The 16,513-nt window shown below is 60.3% G+C and carries 11 protein-coding genes; 1 reads left to right on the top strand and 10 read right to left on the bottom strand.

All coding sequences use genetic code 11. The annotated features are described in order from the left end of the window. Window positions 1–258 precede the first annotated feature (258 nt). The 8 genes from GGU46_RS19630 to GGU46_RS19595 all read right to left on the bottom strand — a co-directional run bounded on the left by GGU46_RS19630 (window position 259) and on the right by GGU46_RS19595 (window position 12,679). Window positions 259–1,167 (bottom strand): class I SAM-dependent methyltransferase, encoded by a 909-nt coding sequence (locus GGU46_RS19630; protein ID WP_183405266.1) that lies wholly within the window; start codon window positions 1,165–1,167, stop codon window positions 259–261. Window positions 1,168–1,352: 185 nt separating this feature from the next. Next, window positions 1,353–3,215: a tRNA uridine-5-carboxymethylaminomethyl(34) synthesis enzyme MnmG gene (mnmG, locus tag GGU46_RS19625; RefSeq protein ID WP_183405330.1), complete on the bottom strand. Its 1,863-nt coding sequence runs from the start codon at window positions 3,213–3,215 to the stop codon at window positions 1,353–1,355. A gap of 263 nt (window positions 3,216–3,478) precedes the next feature. Next, on the bottom strand, window positions 3,479–4,207 hold the full coding sequence (locus GGU46_RS19620) for a GNAT family N-acetyltransferase (RefSeq protein ID WP_215906408.1): 729 nt from the start codon (window positions 4,205–4,207) through the stop codon (window positions 3,479–3,481). Between the two features lie 305 nt (window positions 4,208–4,512). Next, on the bottom strand, window positions 4,513–4,998 hold the full coding sequence (gene ybeY / locus GGU46_RS19615) for an rRNA maturation RNase YbeY (RefSeq protein ID WP_183405265.1): 486 nt from the start codon (window positions 4,996–4,998) through the stop codon (window positions 4,513–4,515). A 15-nt stretch (window positions 4,999–5,013) separates the two neighbouring features. Further along, window positions 5,014–5,472: an ATP-binding protein gene (locus tag GGU46_RS19610; protein ID WP_183405264.1), complete on the bottom strand. Its 459-nt coding sequence runs from the start codon at window positions 5,470–5,472 to the stop codon at window positions 5,014–5,016. Between the two features lie 49 nt (window positions 5,473–5,521). Continuing rightward, window positions 5,522–8,965, bottom strand: coding sequence for a DUF4175 family protein (locus GGU46_RS19605; RefSeq protein WP_183405263.1), 3,444 nt, complete (start codon window positions 8,963–8,965; stop codon window positions 5,522–5,524). 148 nt (window positions 8,966–9,113) lie between these two features. Further along, on the bottom strand, window positions 9,114–9,545 hold the full coding sequence (locus GGU46_RS19600) for a hypothetical protein (protein ID WP_184094118.1): 432 nt from the start codon (window positions 9,543–9,545) through the stop codon (window positions 9,114–9,116). Window positions 9,546–9,646: 101 nt separating this feature from the next. Beyond that, on the bottom strand, window positions 9,647–12,679 hold the full coding sequence (locus tag GGU46_RS19595) for a M16 family metallopeptidase (protein WP_183405261.1): 3,033 nt from the start codon (window positions 12,677–12,679) through the stop codon (window positions 9,647–9,649). Between the two features lie 241 nt (window positions 12,680–12,920). Here GGU46_RS19595 and GGU46_RS19590 point away from each other — a divergent pair, with 241 nt between their 5' ends. After that, window positions 12,921–13,325: a hypothetical protein gene (locus GGU46_RS19590; RefSeq protein WP_183405260.1), complete on the top strand. Its 405-nt coding sequence runs from the start codon at window positions 12,921–12,923 to the stop codon at window positions 13,323–13,325. Between the two features lie 4 nt (window positions 13,326–13,329). Here the strand turns inward: GGU46_RS19590 and GGU46_RS19585 are convergent, their stop codons facing one another. Further along, a complete protein-coding gene (locus tag GGU46_RS19585; protein WP_183405259.1) occupies window positions 13,330–14,427 on the bottom strand; it encodes a glycosyltransferase in 1,098 nt (365 codons plus the stop codon). A 275-nt stretch (window positions 14,428–14,702) separates the two neighbouring features. After that, window positions 14,703–16,415 (bottom strand): MFS transporter, encoded by a 1,713-nt coding sequence (locus GGU46_RS22515; protein ID WP_317171941.1) that lies wholly within the window; start codon window positions 16,413–16,415, stop codon window positions 14,703–14,705. Between the last annotated feature and the right edge of the window lie 98 nt (window positions 16,416–16,513).

Below are 16,513 nucleotides of genomic sequence, written 5' to 3'. Positions count from 1 at the left end.
TAAAAAGGAGAATCGCGGATGTTTAGGGGTGCGCGGAGCAGGGCTTTCCGCTGCCTGATGCTCCTATTCCAAAGCAGGAAGTACCAGGGTAAAGCCAGCCGCAGAGTTGGTACACCGAAGGTACAATCGTATAACGCCGAAGCGGCCGAAAACTGTTGTTCCGGGCCCTGCCCCGCACCGGAATTGCACGGGGTAGATCGGATGTGGGACGGAGTCCGGAACGACAACGGGCTTATCTACAGAGCGGTAGCCTCTCCCCTACCCTACCGCTGGCCGCTTGCGGGCCACATACATCAGGCTGGAATACTGGCCCTCGTGGGTAGCCGCGTATTGGTTGGATTTGTAGCCGGCCTTTAGCACGGTCAGCATGCCGCCGCCCCGCTCGGCGCGGTGCTTTTCGCTGAGCATGCTCACATAATAAGCATCCAGGGGCATGGGCAACACCTCCTTCACCTGCATCTTGTGCTTTTTCAGCAGCTGGATCATGGTTTTAGGGGTGAAATGGTAGAGGTGGCGCGGCACATCATAAGCGGCCCAGTCCTGGCGGTAGTGCTGGGCGTCCAGGCTGTCCGCGTTGGGCACGGCAATAAGCAGGGTGCCGTCGGACTTCAACAACCGGATGAGCTGCTGCAGGGTATCGTTCAGCTCATGAACGTGTTCCAGCACGTGCCAGAGGGTAATGACATCAAACGACTCGGCCGCAAACCGGGTCAGGTCGGCCTGCAGCTCCAGGTTGTGGCCCACGCGCTGGGCAGCCTCCTGCCGGGCCCGCTCGTTAGGCTCCCAGCCCGCCACCTGCCAGCCGTTGCCCTTCGCCGCGGCCAGAAAATGGCCCGTCCCGCAGCCATAATCAAAGAGGCGGCCCTTGCCCGGCGCCAGCTTGTTTACCAAGGCCACCTTGCGGCGCATGGTGAAGAACCGCGCCACCTTGTAGGCCTGGTTGATAACCCCCCCTGCCCCGCTGTTGTGCGACACGTACTCGTCGGACTCATAATACCGCCCGATGTGGGCGGCATCGGGCCGGGGGTTCGTGAACTGGAACGTGCAGGCCTCGCACTGCTGAATGGCAAAGCTCTCCTTGCTCACCGACTTATCTTCTACTACCAGCTTATTGCGAAACTCTGTTTTCCCGCAGACCGGGCACTTCTCCAAACGCTCGTAAATCACAGATTTGCGCTGATTAATTTGATTACGCTGATGGCGGACGGATATCTGCTGTAGCTACCCGTTGCACCACGAAGGTACAAAACCAAAGATGCCACGGATTCCGGTAAGAATCCGTGGCATCAGAAAATAGCAGGGGCGAACTGCTACCCCCGGTTGGCTTGTAAACCCACCGGTACACCAGCGCCCTACCGGCCCAGGTACACCATCAGCACCGATACATCGGCCGGCGAAACGCCGCTGATGCGCGAGGCCTGGCCCAGGGTTTCGGGCTGAATCTTGAGCAGCTTTTCACGGGCCTCGTGCGAGAGGGCCGGCATGGCGTGGTAGTCGAGGCGGCCCCGGATCTGGAAGTTTTCCAGTTCCTGCACCCGCGCGGCCTGCTGGTGCTCCTTCACGAGGTAGGACTCGTATTTGACCAGAATCTCGGCCTGCTCCAGGGCCTCGGGGCCGTAGGGTGCCAGGGCCAGCGTGAGGCCGGGCAGCACCCGGGCCAGGGCCGGCAAATCCACGTTGGGGCGGCGCAGCAGGTTCACGGCGCGCGTTTTCTCGTGAATGGTAGCCGAGCCGATTTCCTCCAGCCACGGGTTGATTTCCGGGGGCTCGATGCCGTGCGTTTTCAGCAACTCTACCACCTCAGCCGTCTGATTTTCCTTCTCGCGTACCCGCTCCATCCGCTCTTCCGAGGCCAGGCCCAGGGCGTAGCCTAGCGGGGTGAGGCGCAGGTCGGCGTTGTCCTGGCGCAGGAGCAGGCGGTGCTCGGCCCGGCTCGTGAACATGCGGTAGGGCTCGTCGGTGCCTTTGTTCACCAGGTCGTCAATGAGCACGCCAATGTAGGCCTCACTCCGCTTCAGGATGAAGGGTTCTTTGCCGTGCACCTTGTTGTGGGCGTTGATGCCGGCCATCAGGCCCTGGCAAGCCGCTTCCTCGTAGCCCGTGGTGCCGTTGATCTGCCCCGCGAAATAGAGGTTGCTGATGCGCTTGGTTTCCAGCGTGAGCTGCAGCTGGGTGGGCGGGAAGAAATCGTACTCGATGGCGTAGCCCGGGCGGAACATCTTGGCCTTCTCGAAGCCGGCAATTTTGCGCAGGGCGCGGTACTGCACGTCTTCGGGCAGGGAGCTGCTGAAGCCGTTCACGTACACCTCCACGGTGCTCCAGCCTTCAGGCTCCACGAAAATCTGGTGGCGGTCCTTGTCGGCGAAACGGTTGATTTTATCCTCTACCGATGGGCAATAGCGCGGCCCCAATCCCTTGATGCGACCCTGAAACATCGGCGACTTCTCGAAGCCCTCCTTCAGGATTTCGTGTACCTCGGGGTTGGTGTAGGTGATGTAGCAAGGGCGCTGCTTGGTTAGCGCGGGCGTATCGAGGTAGGAGAATTTGCTGGGCACCTCGTCGCCGGGCTGCTCTTCCATCTTGGAGTAGTCCAGGGAGCGGCCATCCACGCGGGGCGGAGTACCGGTTTTCATGCGGCCGGCCTCAAAGCCCAGCACCTTCAGCTGCTCCGTGATGCCGGTGCTGCGGCTTTCGGCGGCGCGCCCGCCCCCAAACTGCTTCTCCCCGATGTGGATAAGGCCGTTGAGGAAGGTACCGTTGGTGAGCACCACCGCTTTGCCGCGAAACTCAATGCCGAGCTGGGTTTTTACCCCCACCACCGTGTCGTTTTCCACCAGAATGCCCGTTACGGCTTCCTGCCAGAAATCTACGTTCAGGGTTTGCTCCAGGGTCAGGCGCCACTCCTCGGCAAAGCGCATCCGGTCACTCTGGGCCCGGGGGCTCCACATGGCGGGGCCTTTCGAGCGGTTCAGCATCCGGAACTGAATCATGGTTTTGTCGGTGATGATGCCCGACTGCCCGCCCAGGGCATCCACCTCGCGCACAATCTGGCCCTTGGCCACCCCGCCCATGGCCGGGTTGCACGACATCTGGGCGATGGTGTTCATGTTCATCGTCACGAGCAGGACCTTGGAGCCCATGTTGGCCGCGGCTGCGGCGGCCTCGCAGCCCGCGTGGCCGGCTCCTACTACAATAACGTCGTACTCTTCTTGAATCACGGATTTAGACGGATTTATCGGATTTCACGGATGGCTGCCGGGCTGCTCAGGCAAGCAGGTTGCCTGAGGGGAGGCCGCGCAGGTGCTGGGGCGTTTGGGCTAAACAGAAGCCGCGAACCGGAAAGTTCGCCGCCGGGCCTGAACAGAAAACGCCCGCGTTTGGGCGGGCGCTTGTTCAGTCAATCAGGTTCGGCCGGACGCAACACGCTCAAAGCGTGCGCAAAGATACGCACTCCGTTGGTTGCGCCCAGCGGGGCAGGCTACTCCTGGTTGTCGAGCCCGGCTTCTTCGGTCGGCCAATCGGCCAGCAATTCAGCCGAGTGCGCAGCCACGGCCTCCCACGAAAACGGCAGCCATTGGCCCGCGGCGGCATCAAACACTTCCGTAGCAGCCAGGCACGGGAACAGTTTGTAGTCGAACTTGGGGTAGCGGTGCACCAGATAGCCGGGGTAGTAGTACATCTTGCGCAGGTGCCGGGCCTGGTTGATTTTGAGCAGCATCAGGTACTTGCCCAGGCTGTGCTTGCGGTAAGCCGGGTGGTAGAAATTCATGATGCCGGCAATGCTGCGGGCCCCACTATCGAAGATGCCCGCCGCAATCAGCTGGCCCTCGTCCCGCACCTCAATTACATCGGTCGTGAATACGCTGTGCGTGGCGCCGGCCAGCATAAATGCTTCCACGGTTTCGGGCGCATCGAAGGTGATGGAGCTGCGGTACAGGGCGTACAACTCCTCGTATTCCTCCGTGAGTCGGAAGGGCCGGATGACGGTAGTAAACCGCTCGTTGTAGCGCAGCAGGCGGCGCTGCTCCGGGCCATACTGCACCTCGCTCAGCACCAGCCGCAGCCAGTGCACGGTGTACAGGTTGTCGTCGAGGGGTAGGAAACGGCAGGTAAACAGGTCCTGGTGCATCCGGTAGTAGCCCTGGCTCAGGTAGAAATCCAACGCGTCGCCCCGGATGATAGGCAGATAAGGAGGGGTAGCAGCCATTGCGGGAAGATACTAGAGTGAGTGCGGATAGGTAGCGTTACATGTTTAACAAGAACATCATTCCGAGCTTGTCGAGGAATCTCGCGTGCTGATGTTGTGGTGCTATTCAGACATTAGCACGCGAGATTCCTCGACAAGCTCGGAATGACGTTTTTTCTATAACAGCCGCGCCGACCGTGCCATTTATTGCATCATCCCTACCCCCTACATCTACCCAAACGTTAGCAACATCAACCGACCAGATACCTCACAAAAACGCCCACCTGAAAGGCGGGCGTTTCTTATTGTATCAGTTGTCCTACCCCTTAGAAGGTGCGCAGCAGCAGGCAGTCGTCTTCTTTCTTGCGCATGGCCGTTTGGCTGAGCAGGTCCTTATCGGCGTAGCCGAGCAGGTGCAGCACGCCGTGAATCATCACGCGGTGCAGCTCGTCGCGGAACGTGACGCCGTGAATCTGGGCGTTTTCGCGCACGCGCTCCACCGAAATAAAGATGTCGCCCTCGATAATGTCGGCGTCGTCGGCGTTATCGAAGGTAATGACGTCGGTGTAGGTGTCGTGCTCCAGGTACTCGAGGTTTACCTTGTGCAGGTATTCATCGGAGCAGAAGATGTAGGTGAGCTGCACGATTTCGTGCTCGTGCACCTCCGCTACGCGCTCAATCCAGGAGGTCAGGTCCTGGGCGTCGGCCAGCTCGAAATCAACATCTTCCACCAGAAACTCAATGCCCGGGCCTTCGTCGCGGCCGAAGTCATCGTGCTCCTGATCGTCGTACTCGGTGGGCAGGTCGCTCATTGGGGCAGGCAAAAACTAATGGGTAGCGGTTTCAGCGCCGTTTATGGCTGAACCCGCTTCGGAGGCCGAAGGAGCGGGGAGCATGAAGGTGAGCTGCACGTTGCGGCCATCCTTGGTAAACTCCACCTCATCGGCCAGGTGGCGGATCAGGAAAATGCCGCGGCCGCCGGGGTTTTCCAGGTTTTCGGGGGCCGTGGGGTCAATCAGGTTGGTGTAGTCGAAACCGGTGCCTTCATCCTCAATTTCAAACTTCACGCGGTCCTGATCCACGAACAGGGACAGGAAGACGTTCTTGTCCTTATCGAACTTGTTGCCGTGCCGGATGGCATTGTTTACCGCCTCCGTGACGGCCACCATGATGTTGCCGTAGATATCGTCTTCGATGTGAAACGTATCCTTCGAGTTGTCGATAAAGCTTTCCACCACGCGGATGTTCTCGACCAGCGAAGGAATCTGAATTTTAACCTGCTTCATAGAAAGGAAAAGGGGAAGGCGGCGTTGGGGCGGTAAAAGTAGCGGAACGCTACTTCATTTTTTGAAAATATTCACTTACCTCCCGCTGATAGTAGGGCGTGAGGGCCGGCGGCACGGTGCGCAGCAGCTCCGTCTGCCGGTTTTGCTGGCGCTTGTACTGCTGAAACGCCGGCGGAAACACGGGCGGACGGTTCTGGGCCGTCTGCGCTTCGCGCTTTTCGTCCTGGTCCCGCTCCCGGGCCGATTTCTCGGCTTCCAGTAGGCGGGTCAGGATTTGGCGCTGGCGCATGATGGTCTGCTCCGTCAGCCGCTTGTTTACGAGGTCGGTTTCGGTTTGTTCCATCATTTTTTTCACGTCGCCGAGGCCCCCGGCGCCGTCCTGGCCTTTGCCGTCCTTGTTGTTTCCGGGTTTGCCGCCGCCTTTCTGCTGCATGCGCTCCAGCTCCTGCATGGCCTGCCGGAGCATTTGCTGCTGCCCGGCCAGCTTGGCTAGCTCTTCGGAGAGGGCGCGGCCCTGCTTGCCGCTCTGCTGAAGCTGCTGAATCTGCTGGTTGAGCTGCTGCTGCATGCGCCCCAGCTGCCCTTCACCGGCTGAGCTGCCTTTCTTCTTTTTGCGGCCCGGCTTACCTCCACCCTGCTGTTGCTGGCTCTGGCTTTGGCGCTGTTGCTCCTGCATTTGCTGCAGGGCATCGTTCAGCATGAGGGCCAGGTTGTTCATGCTGGTCATGGCCAGCTGCTGAGAGCTGGTAGCCCTACCCACATTGCGCTGCCGAATCTGGTCGAGGCTTTCGTCCATGCGGCCGTTCATCTCGCCCACTTCTCGCGTCACGAACGACTTGATCTGGAACACGCGCTTAGCCAGGGCATACAGCGAGTCCTGTACTACGCGGGCGTCGTCCTTGAGCTTGCGCTGGGTTTGGCCCAGCTGCACAAAGCGCGGGTCCGACTGGTCCACGGTACGGAACTGCTTCATCAGGTTTTCCTGGTCGAAGGAAAGCTTGAGCAGGTTTTCGAGGATGTCGCGCAGGTCGTCGATGTTTTCCTGCTGCTGGTCCTGCTCTTCCTCGCTCATCTGCTGCTGCATCTTCTGGGCCATCTGCTGCAGTTTCTGGGCGGCCTGCTTCTGGCTCTGGCTGGCCTTCTGGTTCTGGTTTTTGCCCAGCTGCTCCTGGCTGTCCTGCTGCTGCTCATCTACCTGCTGCTGGTCCTGCTTCATCTCGTCGGCGCCGTTTTCGCCGCCGAGCTGCTGGTCCAGCTCCTTCATGTCTTTGAGGTCCTGCTTGAGCTCCTCAAACTTCTGCTGCTGCTCGGCTTGCTGCTGCTTCAGGTTCTGCTGCTTTTGCTGCTGCTGGTCTTTGCTGAGGGTATTGTCGGGGTTGTTCTTGTCGTTTTTCCGGGTTTCGTCGGCCAGCTTCTGCTGCTCCTGGGCTAGCTGTTGCAGCTTCTCCAGGGCTTGGTCCTGCTTCTGCTCAAACTGCAGCTGCTTGAACATTTCGAGGGCGCGTTCCAGCTCTTTCTGCAGGGTGTTTTCCTTGTTCTCGAGCTGCTGCATGAGGCGCTGCATCTCGGGCTGGTTTTGGTCCTGCTGCTGTTCCAGCAGCTTCTGCAGCTCCTCGTATAGCTTCTTGGTTTCGGGGTCGAGCAGGGTTTCCATGAGCTGTTGAAGCTCCTCGGCCTTCTGAGCCAACTCCTCGTTTTTCTGCGGGTCCAGCTGGTTTTGCTGCTCCTGAAGCTGCTCAAACTGGCGCTTTAGCTCGTCGAGGGCCTGGTCCATCTGCTGCTTCTGATCGAGCATGTCGCGCAGCTGCTTGCGGTCCTGGAAGTTCAGGTCGCGCTTTACTTTCAGCTTGTCCTCGGCCTTGGCCAGCTCCCGCTCCATCTTCTTGCTTTGCTGGGCCGCCTGGCTGAGTTGGCTTTGCACGGCCTGGCTTTGTGAGGCTAGCTGCTGGCGCAGCTCGGTGCGCGAAGGCAGGCGGAACTCGGCGGTGCGGCTGCGCGCCGACTTGGGCCCGTGCACACCATCATTGTCCCACACCTGCACGAAGTACTCCAGCCGGTCGCCGGGGCGCAGGTTCAGGGGGCGCACATCCCACTGGTAGGCGTAGCTCTGGCTTGGGCCGCTGCCAAGGGGTAGGGCACGGGTTTGATAAGCAGCATTGGCTCCGCCTTCCTTACGGTTCGGGCGGCCCTTGCTCAGCACGCGGTAATGCAGCTGCAGGCGCGAAAGGCCGTAGTCGTCGCGCACGTTGCCGCCTAGCGCGAGGTAGCGCAGGGAGGTAGTATCCTGAAACGCTTCCAAGGTTACGTCGGGCACCTGGTCCGGTATAACCGTAATTTGGTACTCGATGGGGTCCCGGTTGGGGCTGTTGGCGTTGCGCAGGTGCACCGAATACGGCTGGCTGCGCATGGCCCGGCGGGAAAGCAGAAACTGCTCATCATCGGGCTGGGCGCTTACTACCTCGTCGGGGTTGCGGAACCTGAGCTGCAGCTGGTCGGTGGCTTCGGTCTGGAACTCCCAGCGCAGGTCGGAGCCCTCGGGCACGGTGAGGTTGCCGGAGTTGCGGATGGTTTCGGCGGGTTTGCCGAGGTAGGCGGGGTAGGAAACCCGCACGGCAAAGTCGCGCAGGTTGGGCCGGGCCTTCACTGTCAGGTCATACTCCGGGGAGGTGAAGCCCGCGGCGGCCAGCTGAAACTCCACGTTTTCGCGCAGCTGACGGAAATCGTAGCGGAAGCGGTTGCCGTTTTCGCGCACCAAGTGCCGCTCCCGGCCGCCGTACACAATGCTGATTTCGTTGGGCAGGGCCTCGCCTTCCACCGTTACGTTCAAGGTAAAGTCTTCGCCTTTGAACGCCGTGAGGTTCTTATTCTCGACCACGAAGCGGAACGGTGCGGGCGGGCTGTACTTCTGGTTGTAGTTCAGAATCCGCTCGGTGCCCTGCACAAACAGGCTGGGGTAAACCAGCAGCAGCAACACCACTACAGCTGCCGGAATAGCCACGTACTTCCACAGCGGCTTGGTCTGGGCCTGAATATTGATTCCCTGGCTGAACTCTACACCGCGTAGCTGCCCGGCGCGCTGCTCCAGGCTGGCGGCCAACAGGGCATTTTCCTGGGCTTGTCCGCGCAGCTGTAGCGCGTTCAGCAGCTTGTCCTGCACATCCGGGAACAGCTCCCCTACCCGGCGGGCGGCTTGCTCATCGGAAAGCATCCGGCGCAGGTTGGTCAGGGCGGCCAGGGGCTGCCAGATCCAGCGCCCGAAGGCGTAGAGCATGCCGGCCACAAACCCGAACAGCAGCCCGGCCCGCACCCAGGTGGGCAGGTACAGGAAGTATTCGAGCAGGTTGAACACCAGGAATAAGCTGAGCAGCAGGCCGCCGGCCACCAGGGCTCCGCGAACCAGCAGACTCAGGTAAAACTTGCGCTTAAATGCGTCGAGGCGGGCCAGTACATCGTCCAGGGCCCGGGTCGTTGCGGGGTCTTTCTCCACTACCATAGGTTTGCCGCCTAATACGGGCTTGGGAAAGATACGTATTTCGCCCCGGCGGCTGCATGTAGGCTACACGCGAAGCCGGGCAAGAGGTTCCGCGAGTATTCTGGGGGTAGAGTGCTAGCCGAAGCAAGGACGCCTGCCCGCCGCCGGTTTATACTTTAGAAAGGGCAAGTGCCTTATGGTGCATCAGCGCGAATAAGCCTCCCAATACAGCATACAAGCACAGAAGAAAATAAGACTCTTCTATTCGCCAACTTCTCAGCCTGTTGTTCAACCAAAGCACCAACAATGCCCACAAGAACCCGTTGAGAGAGCCAACGATAATGTTACGCGCCAGTGGAGTGCCTTTGCGGGATATCAGAAGATATATGCCATAGGTGGCGCTTGCCAGAAGATGCCAGAAGCCAAAGAAAAAGAACTCAACGGCAAAGTTCTGCGCTGCCGTCATCATCCACAGCGTAATGGGTTTGCCGGCCAGTTCTCTCCAACTCATCATCGATTGAGATTCACAAAAGATTCTGCCCCAAGCGGCCAATGCCATGCAGATAAGTATGATTCTGATATACGTGAGGGTTGCCTTCATAGAATAGCGCCTGGTGACGGTGGATAGAGGCGTATGATAGATATAAAAAAGCCTGAACCCAGTGGGTTCAGGCTTTTGCGGGGGGTAGGAAAACCGAGCGGTTACTTGGCTTCCTCTTTGTCTTTCTTGGCTTTGCGCTTCTCCTTTTTGCCGTCGGCGTCTTTGGTCTTGATTTTCATCTTCTCATTCTCGGCCGGGGGCGTAACGGAAGCAGCCGGGGCAGGGGCCGGAGCAGCGGCCGCCACGCGGTTGCCTTCGGCATCCAGCTCCACTACCTCATAGCCCAGCTCCGCGAGGCCGGGGAAGGCTTTGGCCCGGTCGCCAACCACTACAATGTACATCTTGTCGGCGGGCAGGTATTTCTGCGAAATAGCCTGCACGTCTTCCTTCTTCAAAGATTTCAAGATGTCGTTCTGCTGCTTCACATAGTCGGTGCCCAGGTCGTACTCCAGCAAACGCGAGAGGAAGGCGGCCTTCTGCTGGCCGGTTTCGTAGCGCAGGGCATCGTTCTGGCCCACCGACGACTGCAGGAACTGCAGCTCCTCGTCGGTAATGCCGTTGCGGTAGTTCTGGATTTCCTTCATGAACTCCTTCACCGAAGCCGCCGTGGCATCGGCGCGCACGCCGGCGCTGGCCGTGTAGGGGCCCACGTAGCGCGTGGCCTGGAAGCCCGAGCGGGCCCCGTAGGTGTAGCCTTTATCCTCACGCAGGTTCAGGTTGATGCGCGAGTTGAAGGCTCCACCCAGGATGTAGTTCGAGAGGTAGGCGCGGTAATAGTCGCCGGTAGCGTCGTAGGTGAGCGGGGTGAGGTAGCCCACCCGGATTTCCGACTGCGCGGCCCCGTCCTTGTTCACGAAGTAGATGCGGGTTTTGTCGGGCTGGGCGGCGGTTTCGCCGGCCGGCAGGCTTACCTCCTTCTTCGTCCAGCCCTTCAGGAAGCCGAGCTGGTTGGTGAGCGTGGGCTGATCCACGTCGCCCACGGCTACCAAATAGCTCACGTTGGGGGCGTAGTTCTGCTGGTAGAATTGCTTTACGTCGTCCAGGGTCAGGCTGGTAACGGAGGCCGTGGTGCCGCTGGCGGGCACGCTCATGATGTTGGCCGGGCCATACACCAGCCGGTCGTAGGTTTTGTTGGCAATGACCACGGGCTGGGTGTTCTGGTTGGCAATGGCCTCCAGGGTCTGCTTCTTGAGGCGGGCGAAGTCGGCCTCATCGAAGCGGGGGCGCAGCAGGCGCTCCTCCAGCAGCTTCATGGTAGCGGGCAGGTTCTTGGTCAGGCTCTGCACGTAGATGGTCGTGTTATCGTCGCCGGCCGATACGCGGATGGTGCTGCCCAGCTTATCGAGCTCCGAGCTGAACTGCTCCCCGGTGTACTTCTGGGTGCCCTCGTTCAGGAGGCTGGCCGTGAGGGAGGCAATACCGGCCTTGCCGGGCATGGCCTGCTCCAGGCGGTGGCCGCCGCGGATGGTCAGCAGCATGGTCACCGTTGGTACTTCGGTGTTGCGCGAGCCCATCAGGCGCAGGCCGTTATCCAGGGAAGCCTGCCACACCTGGGGCACCTGCACCACGGGGTTGGTGCCCGATTTGGGCTGCTGGCTCCGGTCGAAGCTGTCCTTGGCTTTCACGTAGGTCAGGCCCTCGTAGCCGTAGTTGGGCGCCTTGTAGCCCTCCTTCGATACGGTGTAGTTATCGGCCTTGGCGGGCTTCACGCTGCCGTTTTTGGGCACCACGCTCAGAATAACTGCCTTCTTGCCCTTGAGGTACTGGTTGTACACGCGGTTCACCTCGGCGGGCGTTACGGCGCGCAGGCGCTTCAGCTCCTCGGGCAGGCGGTTGGGGTTGCCGAAGAAGGTTTGGTTGGCGGCCAGCTGGCTAACCTTGCCGTTTACGCTGGCCAGGCTGTTTACCACCTGGGCTTCGGTGCTGGCCTTGAAGCGGGCCACCTGCTCGGGGGTAGCGCCGGTGCGCTCAAATTCCAGCAGGCTGCGGCGCAGCTGAGTTTCCAGGCTGTCGAGGCCTTTGCCGGGGAAAGGCAGGGCAATAAGGGCAAACTCGCCGGCCAGTTCCGAGGCGCTGTTGTACGACTGCGCCTGAGCGGCCTGCTGGGTTTTAATCAGGTTTTTGTAGAGCAGCGAGTTTTTGCCCTGCCCGATGATTTCGGCCAGCGCATCGAGGGCGTACTCATCGGGGTGGCCGTTGGGCACCGTCGGGAACACCATTTGCAGCATGGGCAGGCGCACATTGTCCTGGTAGCTCACGTAGCGGTCCTGGCTGAGCTGGGGAGCGGCCAGCTTCTGGGCAGCCACGGCGGGGCCCTTGCTGATGGGGCCAAAGTACTTCTCGGCCAAGCGTACTACTTCCTGGGGCTTCACGTCGCCGCCCACGGTGAGGGTAGCGTTGTTGGGGCCGTACCAGCGCAGGAAGAAGTTCTTGAGGTCGTTTACGTCGGAGCGGTCCAGGTCTTCGAGGTAGCCAATGGTCAGCCAGCTATAGGGGTGGCCGTAGGGGTACAGGGTGCGGGCCACGTTTTCCGAGGCCAGCCCGTAGGGGCGGTTGTCGTAGTTCTGGCCCCGCTCGTTTTTCACGGTGGAGCGCTGCACCTCAAACTTCTGCTGGGTTACGGCATCCAGCAGGAAGCCCATGCGGTCGGCCTCCAGCCACAGAGCCGTTTCCAGCTGGTTGCTGGGCACCGTCTCGAAGTAGTTGGTCCGATCGCGGTTGGTGGTGCCGTTGAGGGTACCGCCGGCGGCCGTTACGGTCTTGAAGTGCTGCTCGTCGGCTACGTTGTCGGAGCCCTGGAACATCATGTGCTCGAAGAAGTGGGCAAAGCCCGACTTGCCGATCTGCTCCCGGGCCGAGCCTACGTGGTAGGTTACGTCCACGTGCACCAGCGGATCGGAGTGGTCTTCGGTAATAATCAGGGTCAGGCCGTTAGGTAGCACGTACTTTTCGTACGGAATTACCAGCTCCGAGCCCTTACGGGTTACTTTTTCTACCAGGCGGGCGCCGCCGGCGGTAGCGGTGGCCGCTTTGGTAACGGTAGCGGGCTTGGTAGCCGGTTTTTGCTGAGCCTGAGCGGGCTGATATGCCAGCGAGGCTCCCAGGCCCAGCAGCAACAAGTGGTTGCGAGTCATTCGGAGTAAACTAGAGTGGTGGAATACAGCGGGAAGTTACACTCCGAAAGACAAATACAATGCTCGGCGGCTGCATCAACCTGCCCCGCCCCGGGGCCGTACTGTGCACACACTGTTTTACCGCGCTCCGGCTCACGCACACGGGCTGCCGCCTGCGGCGAATATCACCGGAAATCAGCTGTTTTGTAAAACAAAAACACTATGGTGGAGCTTACCGGCTTGCTGCTACCTTGTTCTGCGAATGTCCGCTTTTGACTCCGACTACCTGCGTATTTCCTACCGCCCCGATTTGCACGTGCTGTTCATGCGCTGGACGCGGCCGGCCACCTCGGCTGAGCACCGCGCCGGCTACCTATCTGCTCTGCAGCTGGCCGAAGAGCAGCAGGCCCGGCAGTGGCTGATAGATTTGCGCAGCCGCGGCCTGGCCGATGTAGCCGATCTGCACTGGATTCTGCAGGAGTTTGCCGCCGCATTTCAGCAGGCGCTGCCCGGCCCCGAGCGGCGGCTGGCGTACTTTACTACCCCCTACTACGCCGAGGTACTGGAGCCGCGCCTGGCCCAGTTCAACAACAGCGGCAGTGGCCTGGCTATCCGGGTCTTTACCGAGGAAATGCCAGCCTACGACTGGCTGCGAACCGGCCGGTAGTTTCCTACCCCTCGGCCCAGCGGTAACGCCGCTCCTTCCACTGAATGCCCGACGGCCACCAGGTATACGCCAGCACCGCCAGCGACATAACCAGCAGATACACATCGTACACCAGCAGCACGGCCAGGTTTTCGCGGTGCCCGGCCTGACGCAGGGTAATCAGCAGAAACAGAGTTTGGCAGGCTACTTTGGCCCCGTACAGCAGCCCGATGGTTTCGAGCGGCAGCAGACCGGGCCAGCCCAGAATGGTGTAGAAAATACTGTAGGAGCTGAACAGCAGGCTCAGCTGCCAGGGTAGCCGCACGGCCCCCTTCATCCAGCGCTTGCGCTGCTGCAGCAGGCACTGCACCGTGGGCTGGGCCACCGAAATGCCCAGGGCGCTGGGCGTGATGATGTTGCGGTAGCCCCAGCCCTGGGCCACTACCTTCTCAAACAGCTGCAGGTCCTCGGTGATGCTGAAGGCCAGGGCCTCGTAGCCCCCAATCGAATCGTAAGCCTTGCGGGTGACCAGCATATTGTTGCCCACGGCCGTGATGGGCAGGCCCAGGTCGGTCAGCATCCGGATCAGGCTGAGGCCAAACAGCCAGTCGAGGCCCTGGAGGCGGCCAAACAGGTTGCCTTCGGCCGTGGTGATGCCCGTCACGATGCCTACCCCTTCGGGCGCGGCCGCTAGCATGGTTTGTACCCAATCGGGGTGGAGGGCCATGTCGGCATCCGTGAACAGCAAGTAGTCGGTGGTGGCGGCGCGGCAGAGGTGGGCCAGGGCGTTGCTTTTGCCCCGGGCCGTGCCCAGGCGCTGCCGGATGCTCAGGAGCCGGAACTGGGGTTTGTCTTGGATAAATTCCTTAACCAGGGCGGCCGTGTTGTCGGTGGAGGCATCGTCGCCGATGAGGATTTCCAGCTGCTCGGCGGGGTAGTTGAGTTGGGTCAGGGCCGTGAGGCAGCGGATGATGGTGGCTTCTTCGTTGCGCGCGGCAATGAGAATGCTCACGCGGGGCCGGGCGCTACTGGGCTGCAGGCGCCGCCGCGACACCACCAGCAACACGAGCACCACCAGAAAAATACCGAAGAACAGCCCGAAGAAAATCGTAGTAAACACCATAGAAAGCAGCTAAGCCAACGCAGGCCACGGTGTTTAGGATAAGGGAAAGCAGGAGCGTGGCGCGAGTAAGAAATACGAGAAAGCAGGGGGGGGCCGTTGCCGGTTAAATGCTGATTTTCCAGCCAACTGACTGCGTAGAAATACGGACCCGGATTTTGGTGCTGCCCGTGCCGGCATCCGGCGCGGCATAAGCGCCGCCTACCCCCCTGAAAACGTGAAAACCCCGGCTGCAAAGGCGACCAGGGCTTTCGTACTCAGCGGGGGGGTAGGGTTGGCTATGCCTGCGGGTTGGTGAGCACCGGCGTGTCGTAGCCGGGGTTTTCCATCACGGCTGCCGCGTGGGTATCGTCGTCGTCGCGGACGCGCAGGGTAAGCAGGCCGGCCAGCACCATGCTAACCCCGCCCAGTACCAGCGTATTCAGGGTATTGCCCTGGAAGATGTTCACCGTAAACCAGCCCAGAATGGTGGCCGCCACAATCTGCGGAATCACAATGAAGAAGTTGAACACACCCATGTAATAGCCCATGCGGTTGGCGGGCAAGGAGCCAGCCAAGATGGCGTAGGGCATGGAGAGGATGCTGGCCCAGGCAATGCCCACCAAACTCATCGACACGATGATGAAGTCGGGGTTGGTGATAAACTTCAACGACACCAGGCCTATACCGCCGAGCAGCAGGCAGAGCATGTGGGTACGGCGGCGACTGGTGCGGGCCGCAATCAGCGGAATGATAAAGGCGAAAACAGCCGCTACCCCGTTGCGGACCGAGGAGCACAAGCTCAGCCAGTCGGCGCCATCGTTATACTGCTGCTGCACGCGCTTGGCGGTGGCTTTGTCCTGCTCCGTTAGCTGGGCTTTGTCCACGGCGTAGCTAGCCATATTCAGACTAATCACCTTGTCGGTTTTATCGGCCTGAAACTTGTCGATTTCGGCTACGTCCTTTTTAAGAGACTTAAGCTCATTCCAAGTCCTTTTTTCCGGCGAGGTAGGGGCGAACATCTCGCTGAAGAAGGCTCCTACCTTCTCAATAACTGACCTATCTTCCTCTCCAGGCACTTTGGCAACGGCTGCTGCCTGAGCTTCATTGGTTTCGACTTGCGCCTTCAGCTTCTCATACAAGGGCGCATCCACGCGCATGTTGTAGATGTTGCTGGTTACGGCGTTGGTGGCGTAAATCCACATCGAGAACAGCGCAAACCAGGTGAAGAACTGCACTACGGCCAACTGACGCATGGCGGCTGGCATGTGGAAAATGCCAGCAAACGATTCGCGCAGGCCGTCCCACATACCCACCTTGGCGTTTTCGGCCCGGAAGGCTTCCATGTCCTCGGGCGGCGTTTCAGTGCTGGTAAACACAGTATAAAGCACCGACAGCAGGAAGGCCGCCGCACCCACGTAGAAAGCCCACTTCACGGAGGGCGGAATCTCGCCGGCCGGGGCCGTATTGCTCATGCCCAGCCAGTTAGTGAAGACCCAGGGCAGCAAGGCCGCAATAACGGAGCCTACCCCAATAAAGAAGCTCTGCATGGCAAAACCCGAAGTCCGCTGCTCCGAAGGCAGCTTGTCGCCCACGAAGGCGCGGAAGGGCTCCATGGAGATGTTAATGCTGGCATCCATAATCCAGAGCATGCCGCCCGCCATCCACAGGGCCGAGGAATTAGGCATCACCAGCAGGGCCAGCGAGGCCAGTAGGGCGCCAATGAGGAAGAACGGCCGCCGCCGCCCGAAGCGCGGGCTCCAGGTGCGGTCGGAGAGGTAGCCGATGACGGGCTGCACCAGCAGGCCCGTCACGGGGGCGGCAATCCACAGAATCGGAATGTCGTCCTTGTTGGCACCCAGGGTTTCAAAGATGCGGCTGACGTTGGAGTTCTGCAGCTCAAAGCCAAACTGGATGCCCAGGAAGCCGAAGCTCATATTCCAGATCTGCCAGAAGCTCAGGCGGGGTTTTTCGCGGGTGCTGGTGGGCGCAGCCGCTGCACTAATTGCCATGGGTTGGTGGGAAGTTAGGGGGTAGGGAAGTCGGGTGAGAAAGTGACAGGTGATGAGGTAAGGAGGTGATGGAGTGATGAGGTAAATGGTGACAAGTG

This window comes from Hymenobacter latericoloratus, assembly GCF_014199535.1.
GTDB lineage: Bacteria > Bacteroidota > Bacteroidia > Cytophagales > Hymenobacteraceae > Hymenobacter > Hymenobacter latericoloratus.
Note: the sequence above shows the minus strand (reverse complement) of the source record. Positions and strands in the feature narration are given on the sequence as shown.